The sequence below is a fragment of the Alcaligenes nematophilus genome (assembly GCF_026344155.1).
Classification (GTDB): Bacteria; Pseudomonadota; Gammaproteobacteria; order Burkholderiales; family Burkholderiaceae_B; genus Alcaligenes; species Alcaligenes phenolicus.
Genome location: NZ_JAPKMZ010000003.1, coordinates 1 through 15,511, shown reverse-complemented (window position 1 = coordinate 15,511; position 15,511 = coordinate 1). Strand labels below are relative to the sequence as shown.

At 56.4% G+C, this 15,511-nt stretch carries 15 protein-coding genes; 11 read left to right on the top strand and 4 right to left on the bottom strand.

Features of this window, described 5'->3' with window-relative positions; all coding sequences use genetic code 11:
• Positions 1 to 2: 2 nt before the first annotated feature.
• Positions 3 to 311, bottom strand: coding sequence for an Asp-tRNA(Asn)/Glu-tRNA(Gln) amidotransferase subunit GatC (gene gatC / locus OSH04_RS08830; protein WP_003801948.1), 309 nt, complete (start codon positions 309 to 311; stop codon positions 3 to 5).
• A gap of 270 nt (positions 312 to 581) precedes the next feature.
• Between gatC and OSH04_RS08825 the strand changes: the two genes are divergently transcribed.
• The 5 genes from OSH04_RS08825 to rodA all read left to right on the top strand — a co-directional run bounded on the left by OSH04_RS08825 (position 582) and on the right by rodA (position 6,146).
• Entirely contained in the window at positions 582 to 1,625 is a 1,044-nt protein-coding gene (locus OSH04_RS08825) for a rod shape-determining protein (RefSeq protein ID WP_003801946.1), read from the top strand.
• 61 nt (positions 1,626 to 1,686) lie between these two features.
• Positions 1,687 to 2,568, top strand: coding sequence for a rod shape-determining protein MreC (mreC, locus tag OSH04_RS08820; RefSeq protein WP_009460381.1), 882 nt, complete (start codon positions 1,687 to 1,689; stop codon positions 2,566 to 2,568).
• Positions 2,552 to 3,133 carry a rod shape-determining protein MreD gene (gene mreD, locus OSH04_RS08815; RefSeq protein WP_080748006.1) on the top strand — a complete coding sequence of 194 codons (582 nt, stop codon included), beginning with the start codon at positions 2,552 to 2,554 and terminating at the stop codon, positions 3,131 to 3,133. Before mreC ends, mreD begins: the two co-directional genes overlap by 17 nt.
• A 14-nt stretch (positions 3,134 to 3,147) precedes the next feature.
• Positions 3,148 to 5,007 (top strand): penicillin-binding protein 2, encoded by a 1,860-nt coding sequence (mrdA, locus tag OSH04_RS08810; protein WP_035270408.1) that lies wholly within the window; start codon positions 3,148 to 3,150, stop codon positions 5,005 to 5,007.
• Positions 5,004 to 6,146 carry a rod shape-determining protein RodA gene (gene rodA / locus OSH04_RS08805; protein WP_035270410.1) on the top strand — a complete coding sequence of 381 codons (1,143 nt, stop codon included), beginning with the start codon at positions 5,004 to 5,006 and terminating at the stop codon, positions 6,144 to 6,146. The genes mrdA and rodA overlap by 4 nt, the downstream gene beginning before the upstream one ends.
• A gap of 37 nt (positions 6,147 to 6,183) precedes the next feature.
• Here the strand turns inward: rodA and mutY are convergent, their stop codons facing one another.
• Genes mutY through OSH04_RS08790 form a run of 3 tightly spaced genes read right to left on the bottom strand, consistent with a single transcriptional unit; the run spans position 6,184 to position 8,851 of the window.
• On the bottom strand, positions 6,184 to 7,275 hold the full coding sequence (gene mutY / locus OSH04_RS08800; protein WP_266108289.1) for an A/G-specific adenine glycosylase: 1,092 nt from the start codon (positions 7,273 to 7,275) through the stop codon (positions 6,184 to 6,186).
• Positions 7,275 to 8,183 carry a cell division protein FtsX gene (locus OSH04_RS08795; protein ID WP_266108287.1) on the bottom strand — a complete coding sequence of 303 codons (909 nt, stop codon included), beginning with the start codon at positions 8,181 to 8,183 and terminating at the stop codon, positions 7,275 to 7,277. The genes mutY and OSH04_RS08795 overlap by 1 nt, the downstream gene beginning before the upstream one ends.
• A complete protein-coding gene (locus OSH04_RS08790) occupies positions 8,180 to 8,851 on the bottom strand; it encodes a cell division ATP-binding protein FtsE (RefSeq protein ID WP_009460544.1) in 672 nt (223 codons plus the stop codon). The genes OSH04_RS08795 and OSH04_RS08790 overlap by 4 nt, the downstream gene beginning before the upstream one ends.
• Before the next feature lie 220 nt (positions 8,852 to 9,071).
• On the opposite strand from OSH04_RS08790, the gene OSH04_RS08785 reads away from it, so the two are divergent.
• The 6 genes from OSH04_RS08785 to OSH04_RS08760 all read left to right on the top strand — a co-directional run bounded on the left by OSH04_RS08785 (position 9,072) and on the right by OSH04_RS08760 (position 15,172).
• Complete coding sequence (locus OSH04_RS08785; protein WP_035270417.1) at positions 9,072 to 10,088, top strand: amino acid ABC transporter substrate-binding protein; 1,017 nt, start codon at positions 9,072 to 9,074, stop codon at positions 10,086 to 10,088.
• A gap of 98 nt (positions 10,089 to 10,186) precedes the next feature.
• Positions 10,187 to 11,374 carry an amino acid ABC transporter permease gene (locus OSH04_RS08780; RefSeq protein WP_022983606.1) on the top strand — a complete coding sequence of 396 codons (1,188 nt, stop codon included), beginning with the start codon at positions 10,187 to 10,189 and terminating at the stop codon, positions 11,372 to 11,374.
• Complete coding sequence (locus OSH04_RS08775; protein WP_254002283.1) at positions 11,375 to 12,469, top strand: amino acid ABC transporter permease; 1,095 nt, start codon at positions 11,375 to 11,377, stop codon at positions 12,467 to 12,469.
• Between the two features lie 60 nt (positions 12,470 to 12,529).
• Positions 12,530 to 13,267: an amino acid ABC transporter ATP-binding protein gene (locus OSH04_RS08770; protein ID WP_060186656.1), complete on the top strand. Its 738-nt coding sequence runs from the start codon at positions 12,530 to 12,532 to the stop codon at positions 13,265 to 13,267.
• 71 nt (positions 13,268 to 13,338) lie between these two features.
• On the top strand, positions 13,339 to 14,328 hold the full coding sequence (locus tag OSH04_RS08765; protein ID WP_266108285.1) for a Bug family tripartite tricarboxylate transporter substrate binding protein: 990 nt from the start codon (positions 13,339 to 13,341) through the stop codon (positions 14,326 to 14,328).
• Between the two features lie 265 nt (positions 14,329 to 14,593).
• Entirely contained in the window at positions 14,594 to 15,172 is a 579-nt protein-coding gene (locus OSH04_RS08760) for an OmpA family protein (RefSeq protein WP_088453170.1), read from the top strand.
• Positions 15,173 to 15,511: the final 339 nt, after the last annotated feature.

Sequence of the window (15,511 nt, the reverse complement as noted above, 5' to 3'; positions counted from 1 at the left end):
CTTTATTCGATGACCGTGGGCACCAGAAACAGGCCATCCTGCTCGGCGGGGGCGTTGCGCATCATGGCCTGGCGGCTTTCTACCGTTCCGGAAGGCAGGGCCTTGTCCTCGCGCAGACGCAGACTGATCTGCTGGCGGGCGGACAAAGGGTGGGCCATGGGCTCAACGCCTTGAGTATCAACGGTTTGCAAGGTCTGGATCAGGCCCAGGATGCGCGTCAAATCGTGCTCGACCTGGGAGGCTTGTTCAGCAGAAAGATCAAGGCGCGCCAGTTGCGCTATACGGGCAACATCCTGTTCAGTGATAGACATGTGGGTGGGTACTGGAAAATGAGTAATAAAAAAAAGCGGAAATCCGTCAGTTAGGGACAGTTTGGCACTTTTACAGCAAATGCGGGGGTTACAGAACTTAACTGACCATTAAAACAGTCCTAATGTAGAGCAATTATAAGTTATCATTGACCGTTTCCTTCCCAGGTATTTTTGAATTCGTTGCCTGGTTCTTGTGCCTGTCGTTTTACGCTTGAGTTCCGCGCCGAATTTACCTGCCTTTTCCCCAAACACTTTACACTTTGCGCGCCCATGTTCGGATTCCTACGCAGTTACTTTTCCAGCGATATGGCAATCGACCTCGGTACGGCCAATACCCTTATCTATGTACGCGGCAAGGGTATCGTACTGGATGAACCGTCCGTTGTAGCCATCCGCCATGAAGGTGGACCTAATGGTAAAAAAATCATTCAGGCCGTTGGGCAGGAGGCCAAGCAAATGCTGGGTCGGGTGCCTGGCAATATTGAAGCCATCCGGCCCATGAAGGATGGTGTGATCGCGGACTTTACGGTTACCGAGCAAATGCTCAAGCAGTTCATCCGCATGGTTCACCCACGCAGCATGTTTGCTCCCAGCCCACGCATTATCGTGTGTGTGCCTTGCGGTTCCACCCAGGTGGAACGCCGTGCCATCAAAGAATCTGCTCTGGGCGCTGGCGCCAGCAAGGTCTACCTGATTGAAGAGCCCATGGCGGCCGCGATCGGTGCAGGCCTGGCCGTGTCCGATGCCAGCGGCTCCATGGTGGTGGATATCGGTGGTGGTACAACCGAAGTGGCCGTGATCTCTTTAGGCGGTATGGTCTATAAAGGATCGGTTCGCGTCGGTGGCGACAAGTTTGACGAAGCCATTATTAATTACATCCGTCGCAATTACGGAATGCTAATTGGTGAACCTACGGCTGAATTGATCAAAAAAGAGATCGGTTCCGCATTCCCTGGCACTGAAATTCGCGAGATTGAAGTCAAGGGTCGTAATTTGTCCGAAGGGGTGCCACGCAGTTTCACGGTGTCCTCCAACGAGATTCTGGAATCGCTTACCGATCCCTTGAATCAAATCGTTTCCGCGGTTAAAACCGCTCTGGAACAAACTCCTCCAGAACTGGGTGCGGACATCACTGACAAGGGCATCGTCCTGACGGGTGGTGGTGCTCTGGTTCATGACCTGGACCGTCTGCTGCAAGAAGAGACCGGCTTGCCCGTCGTGGTGGCTGAAGATCCTCTGACCTGCGTGGTACGGGGTTGCGGTGAGGCTCTGGAACATCTGGAGCGTCTGGAGTCCGTATTCATTTACGATTGATCTTTGCTTGGCCTTCACGGCAGTGTCTGCCTGTGGGGGCAAGCGATCGAGTGCTTGAGTAATGCGAGAACAAGGCTCCATCCGGCTATTTAGGCGCGGCTCATCAGCTGAGCTGCGTCTGGCCGCTCTTTTGGTGCTGGCTGTGGGCTTGTTGATTACTGACGCTCGTTATGCTGTGCTCGAACCCGTGCGGCAGGCCGTGGCCACTGTGCTGTATCCCTTTCAGCGTGTCATGCTGGCCCCTCGTGATCTGGTTACTTATTTCAGCAGCTGGACCGACGCGGCCTCCACCGCCCGTTCCGAAAAAGAAGCCTTGCAACGCCAGCGTATCGAGCTGGCTCAGTTGTCTACCCATGCCGCCCAGCTGTCTGCTGAGAACGAGCAGCTGCGCCGTTTGCTGCAAGTGGCCGATACGGTTACCCAACCGTCTGTCGCGGTAGAGGTTCTGTACGAACCGCCTAATGGGTACGCCCGTCACCTGATCTTCAATAAAGGCTCGGCCAGCGGCATTCGACCCGGTATGCCGGTTATTGACGAAGGCGGCGTGGTTGGCCAGGTGGTGCGCGTCACGCGCTTTACCTCGGAAGCTGCGCTGATCACGGACGATAAAGTCTCGGTGCCGGTCCAGGTGTTGCGCAATGGTCTGCGTTTGATTGCCTTCGGTGGCAACCCCGGTGGCAAAGTGGAAGTGCGTTTTCTGACGGCTGATGTGGATCTGGAGCCGAACGATACCTTGATCACCAGCGGTATCGGGGGCTTGTTCCCTGCTGGTCTGCCGGTGGGCATGGTCAGCAGTATCGAGCGCGATGATGCGTCCGGTTTTGCGCTGGCCTTGGTGACGCCTTTGTCGCACCCCGAGCGTTATCGCCATTTTCTGATTTTGCTGGTGCCCGAGAGCGAGCGCCCTCTTGAACAGGACGATGCCAATGATGCGACGCGCTGAGTCCTCGGACACCTCTGGCCGCAAAACCCGGTCCTCATCCTTGAGTAGTTTGCAGCCTATTGATAGCAGCCCGTTTTCGCGCGCTTCCAGCCCCTGGTTGGTGTGGGGCTCGATTTTGCTGATGTGGCTGGTTTCCATGCTGCCCTGGCGGCTGCTGCCCTTTGCGCCCGATCTGTTGATGCTGGTGCTGGCCTTCTGGGCTGTACACGAGCCGCGCCGTGTTCCCATGTCACTGGCATTTATTGTGGGCATTCTGGTGGATGTGCACGATGGCAGTCTGCTGGGCGAACATGCCTTGGCTTATATTCTGGTCGTGTACGGCGCATTGCTGCTGCGCAAGCGCATCCTGAACTTTGGCATGTGGACTCACTTCTTGCACATGGCAGTTGTCATGCTGCTGGCCCAGTTGATTGTGCGGGTTCTGCACGCTTGGCTGGTAGGGGAGTGGTCTGGCTGGGAGTGGGCCGGAGGCGCCTTGTTGACCGCCGCCCTGTGGCCGCTGGCCGATAGCGTGCTGTTCTTGCCGCAGCGACGTCTGGACGAGTCCGACTCCGGTTCGTCCTGACGGGTAGGGCGGCCATGTTTGAATTCAAAAAAACTTCGCATCAGTTGCGCCAGCGCATCCTGTTTCGCGCTTTGGTAGCGGCCGTTCTGGCCTGCGTACTGTTAGGGGTGCTGGGCGTGCGCTTGTGGTATTTGCAAGTGGTGCGCTACGAAGGCTTTGCCGCCCGAGCCGATCAAAACCGTATTGCTGTTATCCCGATTACCCCTCGTCGAGGCGAGATTCTGGACCGCAATGGCGAGGTGCTGGCCCGTAATTACCGGGACTACACCTTGTCGGCCGTACCCGCCAGTCTGGGCGAGCCGGTAGACGATATGCTGGATCGTGTCGGCGAGCTGGTGGAGCTAAGTCCACGTGATCGTCGTCGATTCAAGCAGAACGTCGCGCAAAACAGTCGATATTCTGAAATTCTGTTGCGCAATAACCTGAGCGATGATGAAGCCGCCTGGTTTGCTGCCCATGCTTTCAAGTTCCCGGGGGTGACCTTGCAGGCTCGCTGGGTGCGCGAATATCCGCAAGGCGAGGCGGCGGCGCACGTGCTGGGTTATGTGGGCCGTATTTCCGAGGGCGATCAGCAGCGCCTGGAAGAAACCGGGCAAACCGGTAATTACCGTGGCACGCAGGTCATTGGCAAAAAAGGGATCGAGAAAACCTGGGAAAAGACCCTGCACGGTCGCACAGGGATCGAGGAAGTGGAAGTGGCTGCTTCGGGCCGTCCAGTACGTACCTTGAGCCGGGTCGACCCCGTACCGGGTGCCAGCTTGCGTTTATCGCTGGACATTGGCCTGCAGAAAATGGCTGAAGCCCTGTTTGCAGGACGACGCGGTGCGCTGGTGGCGATCGAGCCCAGCACTGGCGAAGTGCTAGCTTTTGTGTCGGCCCCGTCTTTCGACCCGAACCTGTTTATTGACGGTATTGACGTAGAGAACTGGCGCAAGCTGAATGACTCGCCCGACCACCCGCTGATTAACCGCCCACTGTACGGCACCTATCCTATCGGCTCGACTTACAAGCCCTTTGTGGCCTTGGCGGCTCTGGAAACTGGCAAGCGCAAGGCAACAGACCGTATTTCTGACCCTGGTTACTTTGAGTTCGGAGGACAGCGTTTCCGTAACGCGGGTGGCGCTGTGTATGGCTCTACCGACATGCACCGCGCCCTGGTGGTGTCTTCGGATACTTACTTCTACTCTTTAGGCCCGGAAATTGGCGTTGATAATCTGCACGATTTCATGAAGCAGTTTGGCTTTGGTCAGCAAACCGGCATTGATCTGGATGGCGAGCGCCAAGGCATTCTGCCCTCTACCGAATGGAAACGTCAGGCCTACAAAAAACCGGCCCAACAGCGCTGGTATGCAGGGGAAAGCATCTCGGTGGCCGTGGGCCAGGGCTATAACTCGTTTACTGTGCTGCAACTGGCCCATGCGACTGCCGTGTTGGCCAGCAATGGCATTGTGCGGCCTCCGCATCTGGTCACCCAGACACTCAGCCCCCATGATCCGGAAATTGAACAGCCCGTGCGTATTGATGCCAAGCTGATCCCCCTGAAGCAGGCCAATGTGGATGTGGTCAAACGTGCTCTGGTGGATGTGGTGCGTTTGGGCACCGCCCGCCGGGCTTTTGCGGGTGCGGCGTATCAGGCCGCTGGCAAAACGGGTACGGCACAGGTCTTTAGCTTGCGCGGTGCCAAGTACAACGCCAACGCCATTGATGAGCGTTTGCGCGACCACGCCTTGTTCATGTCCTACGCCCCGGCAGAGAACCCCAAAATTGCTGTTGCCCTGATCGTGGAAAACGCAGGTTGGGGTGGTTCGGTTGCGGCACCGATTGTGCGCAAGGTCTTTGATTACTGGTTGGTGGAACGAGGGCAGATGCAATGAAGCGACTTTTGCAACTGGGCCTGAGAGCCGTCACCGCCTTTGATTGGCCTTTGCTGCTTTTGCTGGTGCTGATGGCTGCGCTGGGCATGACCGTCATGCATTCCGCTGTGGGCGGTACAGACTGGCGCTTTGCCGATCAGGTGCGTAATTTCCTGTTGGCCTTTGGTGTGATGTGGCTGGCCGCCCTGATTCCGCCAGCCTTGTGGATGAAGCTGGCTCCGGTGGTGTATTCGATCGGGGTCGTTTTGCTTTTGGGGGTGGAGTTCTTTGGCGAAACCAGCAAGGGCGCAACGCGCTGGCTGGACCTGGGGGTGGCACGTATTCAGCCCTCGGAAATGCTCAAAATTTCCGTGCCCTTGATGTTGGCCTGGTATTTCCACCGCTATCAGCGGCCCAAGATGAGCTTGCTGGACTTCATGGTGGCAGGCATCTTGCTGATGATTCCGTTCCTGCTGATCGTGCGTCAGCCGGATTTGGGTACGGCTTTGCTGGTGTTTGCGGCCGGTTTCTGCGTGATTTACTTTGCAGGCCTGTCCTTCAAGCTGATCGTGCCCATTGTGGTGGTGCTGGTGCTGGGCATTAGCGCCTTGCTGTACTACGAAGACTATATCTGCGTACCAGACCTGGATTGGGTGGTGTTGCACGACTATCAAAAGCACCGTGTCTGCACCTTGCTGAACCCCGGTAGTGACCGTTTGGGCAGAGGGTTCCATACCATCCAGTCCATGATTGCGATCGGTTCTGGTGGTGTTTACGGCAAGGGCTACATGATGGGCACCCAGTCCCATCTGGATTTCGTGCCCGAGCGCACAACCGACTTTATTTTTGCAGTGTTTGCCGAAGAATTCGGTTTGTACGGCGGCATCATGCTGCTGGTGCTGTACGCCTTGTTGATCCTGCGCGGCTTGTCGATTGCTGCTGTGGCTCACACCCAATTCAGCCGTCTGCTGGCCGGTTCCATGTCCATGATGCTGTTCGTTTATGTGTTCGTGAACATAGGCATGGTGACGGGAATTCTGCCCGTGGTGGGCGTGCCTTTGCCGTTCCTGAGCTATGGCGGTACGGCCCTGATGACCTTGGGTGTCGCCTGCGGGATGCTGATGAGCATCAGCAACGATAAGCCAGCGCGGCCTGCATAGGCGCCGCTCCCCCCGGATTAGGCCGGGGATCTTGGCATCAGCTTAGCAGTAACTGTTCACTATCCTTGCTCTGGTACAAACCCAGCAGCAGCTTGCGTATGGGCGCAGGTAAAGCGGTCTGCTCCAGTGCTTCATGATCCTGCCATTGCTGGCCTGCCACTGGCTCAGCCAGTACAGATTCATCGACTTGCAGTAACCAAGGGGTGATGTGCAGCTTGAAGTGCGAGAACACATGCTGGAAAGAGGCCAGCGCGATAGCCTCCTTGTTAGACCAATGCAGTGCCGCCGTTTGCAGGCTGATGGCATCGTCAAACTGGGGCAGGGTGAGCAGACCACCCCAAATTCCCTTGTCAGGACGTTGTTCCAGCAAAACCTGGCCATTCAGTTCCAGAATCAGCACATGTGCATAGCGCTCATCCTGACGAATGCGTTCTTTGGGGCTGGGTAGCTCGGACTGTGCCTGATGCGTGTGGGCGTAGCAGTCGCTTTGCAGTGGACAGAGACTACAGGTGGGCTTGCTGCGGGTACAGCATTGCGAGCCCAGGTCCATCAGCCCTTGAGTGTAGGCCGCCATATTCAGGCTGGCGGGGGCAAGTTCCACGACCTCATCTGCCTTGGCCCACAAGGTGTTTTCCACGGCCTTTTTCTGCGTGGGCCCATAGATCCCGAAGTAGCGTGTGAACACGCGTTTCACGTTGCCGTCCATGATGGGACTGCGTTCGCCAAAACAGAAGGCGGCGATGGCACAGGCGGTAGAGCGGCCAATGCCGGGTAAGGTCGCCAGATCTGTGGCATTAGCCGGAAAACGGCCGCCCCATGTCTCCATGACCTCGCGGGCACAGCGGTGCAAGTTACGGGCGCGGGCGTAGTAGCCCAACCCGGCCCAATAGGGCATGACTTCATCTTGCTCGGCCTCGGCCAAATCCTTGACGGTGGGGAAGCGTTCCAGAAAGCGCTCGTAATAACCCAGTACGGTAGCGACCTGGGTTTGCTGCAACATGATTTCGGAAAGCCAGACGCGGTAAGGATCTTGCGTGTTCTGCCAAGGGAGGTGGTGGCGGCCGGAGGTTTTTTGCCAGGCCACCACTTTTTCGGCCAGATCTTGGGGACAGGGTTCAGGAAGTGACATCAATATTGGGTACTACGGGTAACAGACCAGCGTGCTGCCAGGGCGCCCAAAATGGCGACCAAAATAGCCGCTGTCAGCAACAGAGAAAATTCCGGCAGCCGGAGCGTCAACTGGACGCCATAGCTTTGGGCCAGACTGGATAAGGCTTTGTTCAGCGGGGTCAGTGCCAGCAGGGCCAGACCGCATGCCAGAGCGCTGGCCGTCAGGCCGGTTAGCGCGCCCATATACAGGAAGGGGCGGCGTACAAAGGCTTCGGTGGCGCCGACCAGACGGGCCACGGCAATTTCTTCACGTTGGTTCAGGGCTTGCAGACGGACGGTATTGAACACAGTGGCAATCACGACTACGCCCACGCCTGCCATCAGAATCCATAAGCCAATACGGATGAAGCTCAGAATTGCAGCCAGACGCTGCACCCATTCGCTATCCAGTAACACACTATCCACGCCTTCGCGGTCTTGCAAGGTCTTGGCCAGGGTGTCGGCACGCGTCACCAAGTCCGGGGTTTCATGCAGAGTCAGCACAATGGCGTGTGGCAAGGGGTTGCTGGGCAAAGCGCCCAAGGCATCTGTCCAGCTGGGGTTGCTCTGTAATTGCTTGAGCGCCTGTTCCTTGCTGACCAGCCTGATCTGGGCCAGTTCAGCTTGAAACTCTTTGCCCACGGCCTGGCTGAAAGCTTGCGCCTGTTCCAGCGTGCTGTTCTGTTTCATGAACACGGTCATTTCGGGCGAGGTCGGAATCTCGCGCACGACAGGTTGAGCGGCCAGCAAGATACTGGCTCCCAGAACGGGTACAGCCAGGGTCAAGGCAATGACCAGCAGGTTGGACAGGGAGGAGAAGGGTTGCACTTTCAGGCGGCGCAGGGCCACCAGAAAGGCGTATTGATGATGACGCAGCCAGGTTCTCATGCCAGCACTCCTGGGTGATCGGAAAAACGGCCGTCCTGAATCAGCAGGGTTCGACGTGCATAGCGTGCCATCAAATTCAGATCGTGCGAAGCAATTAAGGTGGTGACACCCACCCGGTTAAAGTCCATCAATACATCCATGATGCGTTTGGCGTTATCAGCGTCCAAATTGGCAGTGGGTTCGTCGGCAATCAAAATAGCCGGGCGATTCACAATAGCGCGGGCAATCGCCAGCCGTTGTTGTTCACCCCCCGACATTTCCACCGGCTTTAAATCTTCTTTGCCACGCAGGCCCACTTTTTCCATGGCGGCGCGAGCACGTGCCTGGGCGGTGCTGGGCTCCAGGCCCATGACGGCCAGGGGCAGGAGCACATTGGCCAGGGCGCTGCGGTCTTGCAGCAAGTGCGTATCTTGTAGAACCACACCCACCGCGCGTCGCAGATAGGGACGGGCGCGGGCCGGCAGCTTGTCCAGCCTGTGCCCATTGACCTGAACCGAGCCACGGCTAGGCAGCTCCAGGCCTCCGATCAGACGCAATAAAGTGGATTTACCTGCTCCCGAGGGGCCGGAAACAAAAATGAATTCGCCGTCATCAATGCGAAAATTAATGTCGGCTAGAATATTTTTACTGCGGCCATACGATTTAAAAACGTGTTGGAACTCGATCATCGCGACGCACAATTAAAGAGGAATCTGCTTGGAAAGCCCCTGGGGAATGACCGCCGGGGCTCGCATGAAAATGTCGGCGTAGGTAAAAGTATTAGTCAGATTGTTAGAGGGAAACCCCCGATTTGTGTTTGGACAGTCTGGCTCTACGATTGGACACCACAGCTTAGCTGCAATTGTAATCTGCATCCATTTACCAAAAGTAAACAGGAGGTGATATTCCATGACCTTAGTGAAAACCATTGCATGTAGTGTTGCGTTGATGGCCTTGGCCGCTAATGCACAGGCAGGTGAAACCCTGGACTCGGTGAAGAAGAAAGGCTTTGTTCAGTGCGGTGTCTCAACCGGTATTGCAGGATTCTCGCTGGCAGACAGTAAGGGTGTCTGGTCCGGCATTGACGTGGACATGTGCAGTGCGATCGCCGCTGCTGTTTTTGGGGATGCCAAAAAATACAAGGTTACGCCTTTGACCACTCAGCAGCGCTTTACCGCCCTGCAATCGGGTGAAGTCGATGTGCTGACCCGTAATACCACCGCGACGATCTCTCGCGATACGACCTTGGGTTTGGTCAGCACTGGCATTAACTACTATGACAGCCAGGGCGTGATGGTGAAAAAATCCCTGGGCGTGAAAAGCGCTAAAGAGCTGGATGGGGCCGCTGTGTGCGTACAGCCCGGCACCACGACCGAGCTGAACCTGGCGGACTGGTTCCGTGGTCAGGGGATCAAGTTCAACCCTGTGGTGATCAACAACCCTGAAGAAGCCATGCGCTCCTTTACCTCCGGTCGTTGCGACGGCTTTACCAGCGATAAATCCCAGCTGGCAGCCATGCGTGCCGCCCAGGCTACGCCGGATGAGTTCGACATCCTGCCCGAGGATTTCTCCAAAGAGCCGCTGGGCCCATTCGTGCGTCAGGGCGACGAGGACTGGTTCACCCTGGTGCGCTGGACTCTGAACGCCATGCTGGAAGCCGAAGAATATGGCATTACCAGCGCGAACGTGGATGAAAAGACCAAGAGCGATAACCCGAACATTCAGCGCATTCTGGGCGTGTCCGGCGAGCTGGGCAAAGGTCTGAAGCTGGATAACAAGTGGGCCTACAACATAATTAAACAGGTCGGCAACTACGGCGAAAGCTTCGAGCGCAATCTGGGTAAATCGACCGCCTTGAAGCTGGAGCGCGGTTTGAATGCGCAATGGCGTGACGGTGGTGTGATGTACGGCTGGCCAGTGCGTTAAGATTTCGGTCTTCGCTGTTTGTTCTTGCGTCTGGCTTCGGCCAGACGCGCGCCACCTCGCAGGGCTACGCGTAGTGCTGCATCCATGGGTTTTACGCTATGGCACAAAATACACCTGCCGCGCCAGCCCCCCCTAAACGGCGCCTGTCCTGGAATGATCCGTTCACACGCGGCATTATTTACCAGGTGCTGATTTTGGGTGTGCTTGGCTTTTGTGTGTGGTATCTGGTCTCCAATACCTTGCACAACCTGGCTGTTCGCAATATTTCTACAGGCTTTGATTTCCTGAATCGAGAGGCTGGCTTTGCCATTGGCGAGTCGGCGCTGGCTTATAAGCCCTCGGATACTTATGGGCGGGCCATTCTGGTCGGTCTGGTCAATACGCTGAAAGTGGCGGTGATCGGCATTATTGCTGCCACCGTGTTTGGCACCTTGCTGGGCATTGCACGCTTGTCCAAGAACTGGCTGGTCTCCCGGCTGGCGGGCTTGTACGTGGAAGTGATGCGTAACGTGCCTTTGCTGCTGCAACTGTTCTTCTGGTACGCCCTGATTACCGAGACCTTGCCCGGACCGCGGCAGGCTTTGAATCCGCTGGGCGGCGTATTTTTATCGAATCGTGGTTTGAAGCTGCCCACCCTCCAGGGCGATGGCATGGACTGGATCTTCATGGGTCTGGGCCTGGCGGTGGTGCTGTGGGTCTTGATGGCGCACTGGGCGCGTCGTCGTCTGGAAAAAACGGGCCGTCCTTTCCCCACCATTCGCTTTGGCATTTTGCTGCTGGTTCTGATGCCGGTTCTGGCCTTGCTGATCAGCCCCGAACCCTTGGCGCTGGATGTGCCCCGTCTGCAAGGTTTCAACTTTGTCGGGGGCGTGACCTTATCGCCTGAGTTTGCCGCCTTGCTGGCCGGTTTGATCACCTATACCTCGGCCTTTGTGGCGGAAGTGGTGCGTTCCGGTATTCAGGCCGTGGGCAAAGGACAATGGGAAGCGGCGCAGGCACTGGGTCTGTCCCGTGGCCGCATGATGCGTCTGGTGGTTCTGCCCCAGGCTCTGCGCGTGATTGTGCCTCCCATGACCAGCCAGTACCTGAACCTGACTAAAAACAGTTCCTTGGCCGTGGCCATTGGCTACCCCGATATTGTGTCTGTGGTGAACACCACCTTGAACCAGACAGGGCAGGCGATTGAAGGCATTTTGATCATCATGGCGGCTTACCTGACGGTCAGCTTGTCGATTTCGATCTTCATGAACTGGTACAACAACCGAATTGCTTTGGTGGAGCGCTAAATGAGTCATACGCCTACATCCACCCTAAGCGGGCCACCGCCACTGCAGCGGGGCACCCTGGGTTGGCTGCGCCAGAACCTGTTTTCCTCTCCCTTGAACGCCATTTTGACGGTGTTGTCGGCCTGGCTGCTTTTGATGACTGTGCCAGCCATGATCGATTGGCTGTTCATCAAGGCCAATTTCGATGCGCAAACCGCGCAGGATTGTCGGGCCAGTGCGGGTGCGTGCTGGGCTTTCATTCGTGAAAAGCACCGTCTGATCCTGTTTGGCATCTATCCCTATGACGAGCAATGGCGACCCTTGTTGGCCTCCATCCTGCTGACCTTGCTGATCGTGTGCAGCTGCGTGCGTTGGTTCTGGAAACCCTGGCTGCCTGTGATGTGGCTGGTTGGCCTGACCGTTGTGGGTATTTTGATGTGGGGCGGTGTGCTGGGCCTGAGCTATGTGGAAAACAGCCTGTGGGGCGGTTTGCCGCTGACCTTGATTCTGGCTACCTTCGGCATCGCGTTCGCCTTTCCTTTGGGCTTGTTGCTGGCCTTGGGACGTACCTCGCGCTTGCCGGCCGTCAAGGCAGTGTGCGTGGTTTACATCGAACTGATTCGTGGCGTGCCGCTGATCAGCTTGCTGTTCATGTCCTCGGTAATGCTGCCTTTGTTCATGCCCGAGGGCTTTAACATCGACAAGCTGCTGCGTGCTCAGATCGCCATCATTTTGTTTGCGGCGGCGTACATCGCGGAAACCGTGCGGGGCGGCTTGCAGGCCATTCCCAAGGGACAGTATGAAGGCGCGGCTTCGCTGGGCTTGAGCTACTGGCGCACCATGCGTCAGATCATCTTGCCGCAGGCGCTCAAGATCGTGATCCCGCCACTGGTAGGCATTTTCATTTCCCTGTTCAAGGACACCTCCCTGGTCGTGATTATCGGTATTTTCGATTTGACCCAGGCGGCCAAAGTGGCCCTGGCCGATGCGGCCTGGCGCGGCTTTAGCCGGGAAGCCTATCTGTTCATCGCACTGATTTATTTTGTGTTCTGCTACTCCATCTCTCGCTACAGTCGTTCGCTGGAGCGACGTTTGCAAACGGGTTATGAACGCTGACACAGGTAGTAAAGCCTTGGGTAAGTCCCATTGCTTTGCTGGCCAGACAAGGAGTTTTGCATGGCAGACGCCATTATTCAGCTAAAGAACGTCAATAAATGGTACGGGCAGTTCCATGTGCTGCGCGATATCAATCTGGATGTGGCCCCCGGCGAGCGCATCGTTATTTGTGGGCCTTCGGGTTCGGGCAAGTCCACCCTGATCCGCTGCATCAATCGCCTGGAAGAGCATCAGAAAGGGCAGATCATTGTGTCCGGCGAAGAGCTCACCAACGATGTGCGTCAGGTCGAGGCTATTCGGCGTGACGTGGGCATGGTGTTTCAGCACTTCAATCTGTTTCCTCACCTGACCGTGATGGAAAACCTGACTTTGGGGCCGATGTGGGTTCGTCGCAAGACCAAGGCCCAGGCTCAGGAGCTGGCCATGAAGTATCTGGAGCGTGTACGTATTCCAGAGCAGGCCAACAAGTATCCCGGACAGCTCTCTGGCGGACAGCAACAGCGGGTGGCCATTGCGCGTTCCTTGTGCATGGAGCCTAAAATTATGCTGTTTGACGAGCCGACCTCGGCGCTGGACCCGGAAATGGTCAAGGAAGTGCTGGAAGTGATGGTCGAGCTGGCCCATACCGGCATGACGATGTTGTGCGTGACCCACGAGATGGGTTTTGCGCGTAAAGTGGCTGATCGGGTCATTTTTATGGATCAGGGCGAAATCATCGAGCAAAATACGCCTGATGAGTTCTTTGACTCGCCACGCAGTGAAAGAACGCGTGAGTTCTTAAGCCAGATCATTCATTAAGGATCAGTGGCTGCTCTGTATGGGCTGCCTTGTGCAGCCCATATGCATTTTTATTTCAAGGAAAAAAAGTGATGTTTCGAGTCTGTAAGTGGCTGCTGGCTGTCTCTGGTGTCGCGGCTGTCATGGCTGCCCCGGCTGTAATGGCGGAGGATGCTTATCCTTCCAAACCTATCCAGTTCGTGGTGCCTTATCCACCGGGTGGTCCTTTGGATAGCATGGCTCGCTTGCTGGCTGAACGCGTCAAAGGCGACTTGGGCACGGTTGTGGTGGAGAACAAGTCGGGTGCGGGTGGCAATATCGGTGCCAGCATTGTGGCCAAGGCCGCTCCGGACGGCTATACCCTGATGATGGGGGCGGTGGCGATCAATTCCATCAACCCCTGGCTGTACAAGACGGTGCCTTTTGACCCGGTCGAGAGCTTTGCGCCTATCGCCCTGGTTGCCTCGGTGCCTAACATTCTGATCGTGAACAAAGAGTTTGCCGAACAAAACAAGATTGCTTCGGTGCAGGATCTGATCAGCTACGCTAAAGAGCATCCCGGTCAAATGAACTTTGCTTCGGGCGGTAATGGCAGTGCGGGTCATCTGGCCGGTGAGGTCCTGAACACCCGTGCCGAGATCAATTCTGTGCATGTGCCTTACGCCGGTGCCAACCCTGCCAAAACGGCCTTGCTGGCAGGCCAAGTGCATTTCATGTTTGATAACCTGGCTTCGGCAGCGCCGTTGATCAAGGCAGATACCGTCAAGGCCCTGGCTGTGACGACTCTGGAGCGTTCCAGCTTCCTGCCTGATGTTCCCACCATGGAGCAGGCTGGCGTGAAGCCTTTTGATCTGGGCACCTGGTTTGGAGTGTTTGCTACGGGCGGTACACCACAGCCTGTGCTGGACAAGCTGCATGCCGCTTACTCCAAGGCTTTGATGGACCCGGCCGTGCGTGAAGCACTGGCTACCATGGGCTCGGATGTGCAGCCTGGTACCATGGCTGAATTCAGCGAGCTTGTCAGCAGTGATCTGAAGAAGTACAAAGAAGTCGTTGCCGACTCGGGTGCCGAGTTGTTCTAAGCTTTCAAGTACTTAGCCCCCAGGCAATCAGTGACTGCAGTTTGTGTGGTCGCTGGCAAGATCAAGAATTGTTAAAGAAGGCAGTGAAGTCTGTTTTGAAGTACCTGCTTGCGGTGCCTCTTGCTAGTATTGGAGGCATTCAAGCGGTCCTGGTACTTAATTTGAGATTACGGAGCCAATAATGACAATTTCCATTCGTTCTGCAAAATTAGCAGCATGTGCTGGTGCTCTTTCCCTTTTGGCCGCTTGCGGCACGATGGACAATATGAGCACAGGTGGTCGTACCGCAGTGGGTGCGGGTGGCGGCGCTGCTGTGGGGGCTGGTCTTGGGGCTTTGATTGGTGATAGCAGCAAGGCCGCCATGATTGGTGCAGGTATCGGTGCACTGGCTGGTGGTATTGCAGCGTACAACTGGTCTGGCATTAAAAAGGATGTTCAGCAGTCTGGCGCAACTGGCCTGGGTGTGGATGTGACCGAAATGCCCGATGGCAGCTTGCGGGTCAATATTCCTAGCAGTGTGTCGTTTGATACCGGCCATTATCAGTTAAAGCCTGCTTTGCTGCCTGTTCTGGATAGTGTGGCTCGCGCCATGAATCAGCATCCAGAGCTGCGTGCCAAGGCTGTCGGTCATACCGATAGCACCGGGTCGGCACAGACCAATCAAACTTTGTCGGTTAACCGCGCAAGCGCTGTCACGAATTACCTGACGCAACAAGGTGTGGGACAAGGTCGTTTGATGGTAGAAGGCCGTGGCCCGAACGCTCCTATTGGGGATAATGCGACGGCTGAAGGCCGTGCCATGAACCGCCGCGTGGAGTTGTATTTGTACGCTCCGCAGAAGTAAGTCTCTGCTTGCCGCCTTAAGGTGTGCTGACAAAAGGCCCGGTTTTCTAACCGGGCTTTTTTTTGTTTGATCGGGGAGTGAGGGCATGGTTTGAGGGCAGCATGTTCTGTCAGTTGTCAGTTGTCAGTTGTCAGTTGTCAGTTATTAGTTGTGAATTGCTGATTGGTGGTTATCTGTTGTCGTTGATGGCATTAACGTTATTTGAGAGGGGCAGGGCTGATTATTGAGTAGAACCCAGTAATGAGCACGCCCTTGGGGGCGGTGGGCACCCGGAGGGGCTTGAGCACTTGCCGGTGCTGCGCACCGGTCCCCTTGTCGAGGGCATCATCCGGGCGCCCT

What these genes read in the sequence shown, in the direction of transcription:
- OSH04_RS08770 (WP_060186656.1), top strand. Translation starts at nt 12,530, where the DNA reads ATGGCAGACGCCATTATTCAGCTAAAGAACGTCAATAAATGGTACGGG.
- OSH04_RS08760 (WP_088453170.1), top strand. Translation starts at nt 14,594, where the DNA reads ATGAGCACAGGTGGTCGTACCGCAGTGGGTGCGGGTGGCGGCGCTGCT.
- OSH04_RS08825 (WP_003801946.1), top strand. Translation starts at nt 582, where the DNA reads ATGTTCGGATTCCTACGCAGTTACTTTTCCAGCGATATGGCAATCGAC.
- OSH04_RS08765 (WP_266108285.1), top strand. Translation starts at nt 13,339, where the DNA reads ATGTTTCGAGTCTGTAAGTGGCTGCTGGCTGTCTCTGGTGTCGCGGCT.
- OSH04_RS08775 (WP_254002283.1), top strand. Translation starts at nt 11,375, where the DNA reads ATGAGTCATACGCCTACATCCACCCTAAGCGGGCCACCGCCACTGCAG.
- gatC (WP_003801948.1), bottom strand. Translation starts at nt 311, where the DNA reads ATGTCTATCACTGAACAGGATGTTGCCCGTATAGCGCAACTGGCGCGC.
- mreC (WP_009460381.1), top strand. Translation starts at nt 1,687, where the DNA reads ATGCGAGAACAAGGCTCCATCCGGCTATTTAGGCGCGGCTCATCAGCT.
- OSH04_RS08790 (WP_009460544.1), bottom strand. Translation starts at nt 8,851, where the DNA reads ATGATCGAGTTCCAACACGTTTTTAAATCGTATGGCCGCAGTAAAAAT.
- mutY (WP_266108289.1), bottom strand. Translation starts at nt 7,275, where the DNA reads ATGTCACTTCCTGAACCCTGTCCCCAAGATCTGGCCGAAAAAGTGGTG.
- OSH04_RS08795 (WP_266108287.1), bottom strand. Translation starts at nt 8,183, where the DNA reads ATGAGAACCTGGCTGCGTCATCATCAATACGCCTTTCTGGTGGCCCTG.
- mrdA (WP_035270408.1), top strand. Translation starts at nt 3,148, where the DNA reads ATGTTTGAATTCAAAAAAACTTCGCATCAGTTGCGCCAGCGCATCCTG.
- OSH04_RS08780 (WP_022983606.1), top strand. Translation starts at nt 10,187, where the DNA reads ATGGCACAAAATACACCTGCCGCGCCAGCCCCCCCTAAACGGCGCCTG.
- mreD (WP_080748006.1), top strand. Translation starts at nt 2,552, where the DNA reads ATGATGCGACGCGCTGAGTCCTCGGACACCTCTGGCCGCAAAACCCGG.
- rodA (WP_035270410.1), top strand. Translation starts at nt 5,004, where the DNA reads ATGAAGCGACTTTTGCAACTGGGCCTGAGAGCCGTCACCGCCTTTGAT.
- OSH04_RS08785 (WP_035270417.1), top strand. Translation starts at nt 9,072, where the DNA reads ATGACCTTAGTGAAAACCATTGCATGTAGTGTTGCGTTGATGGCCTTG.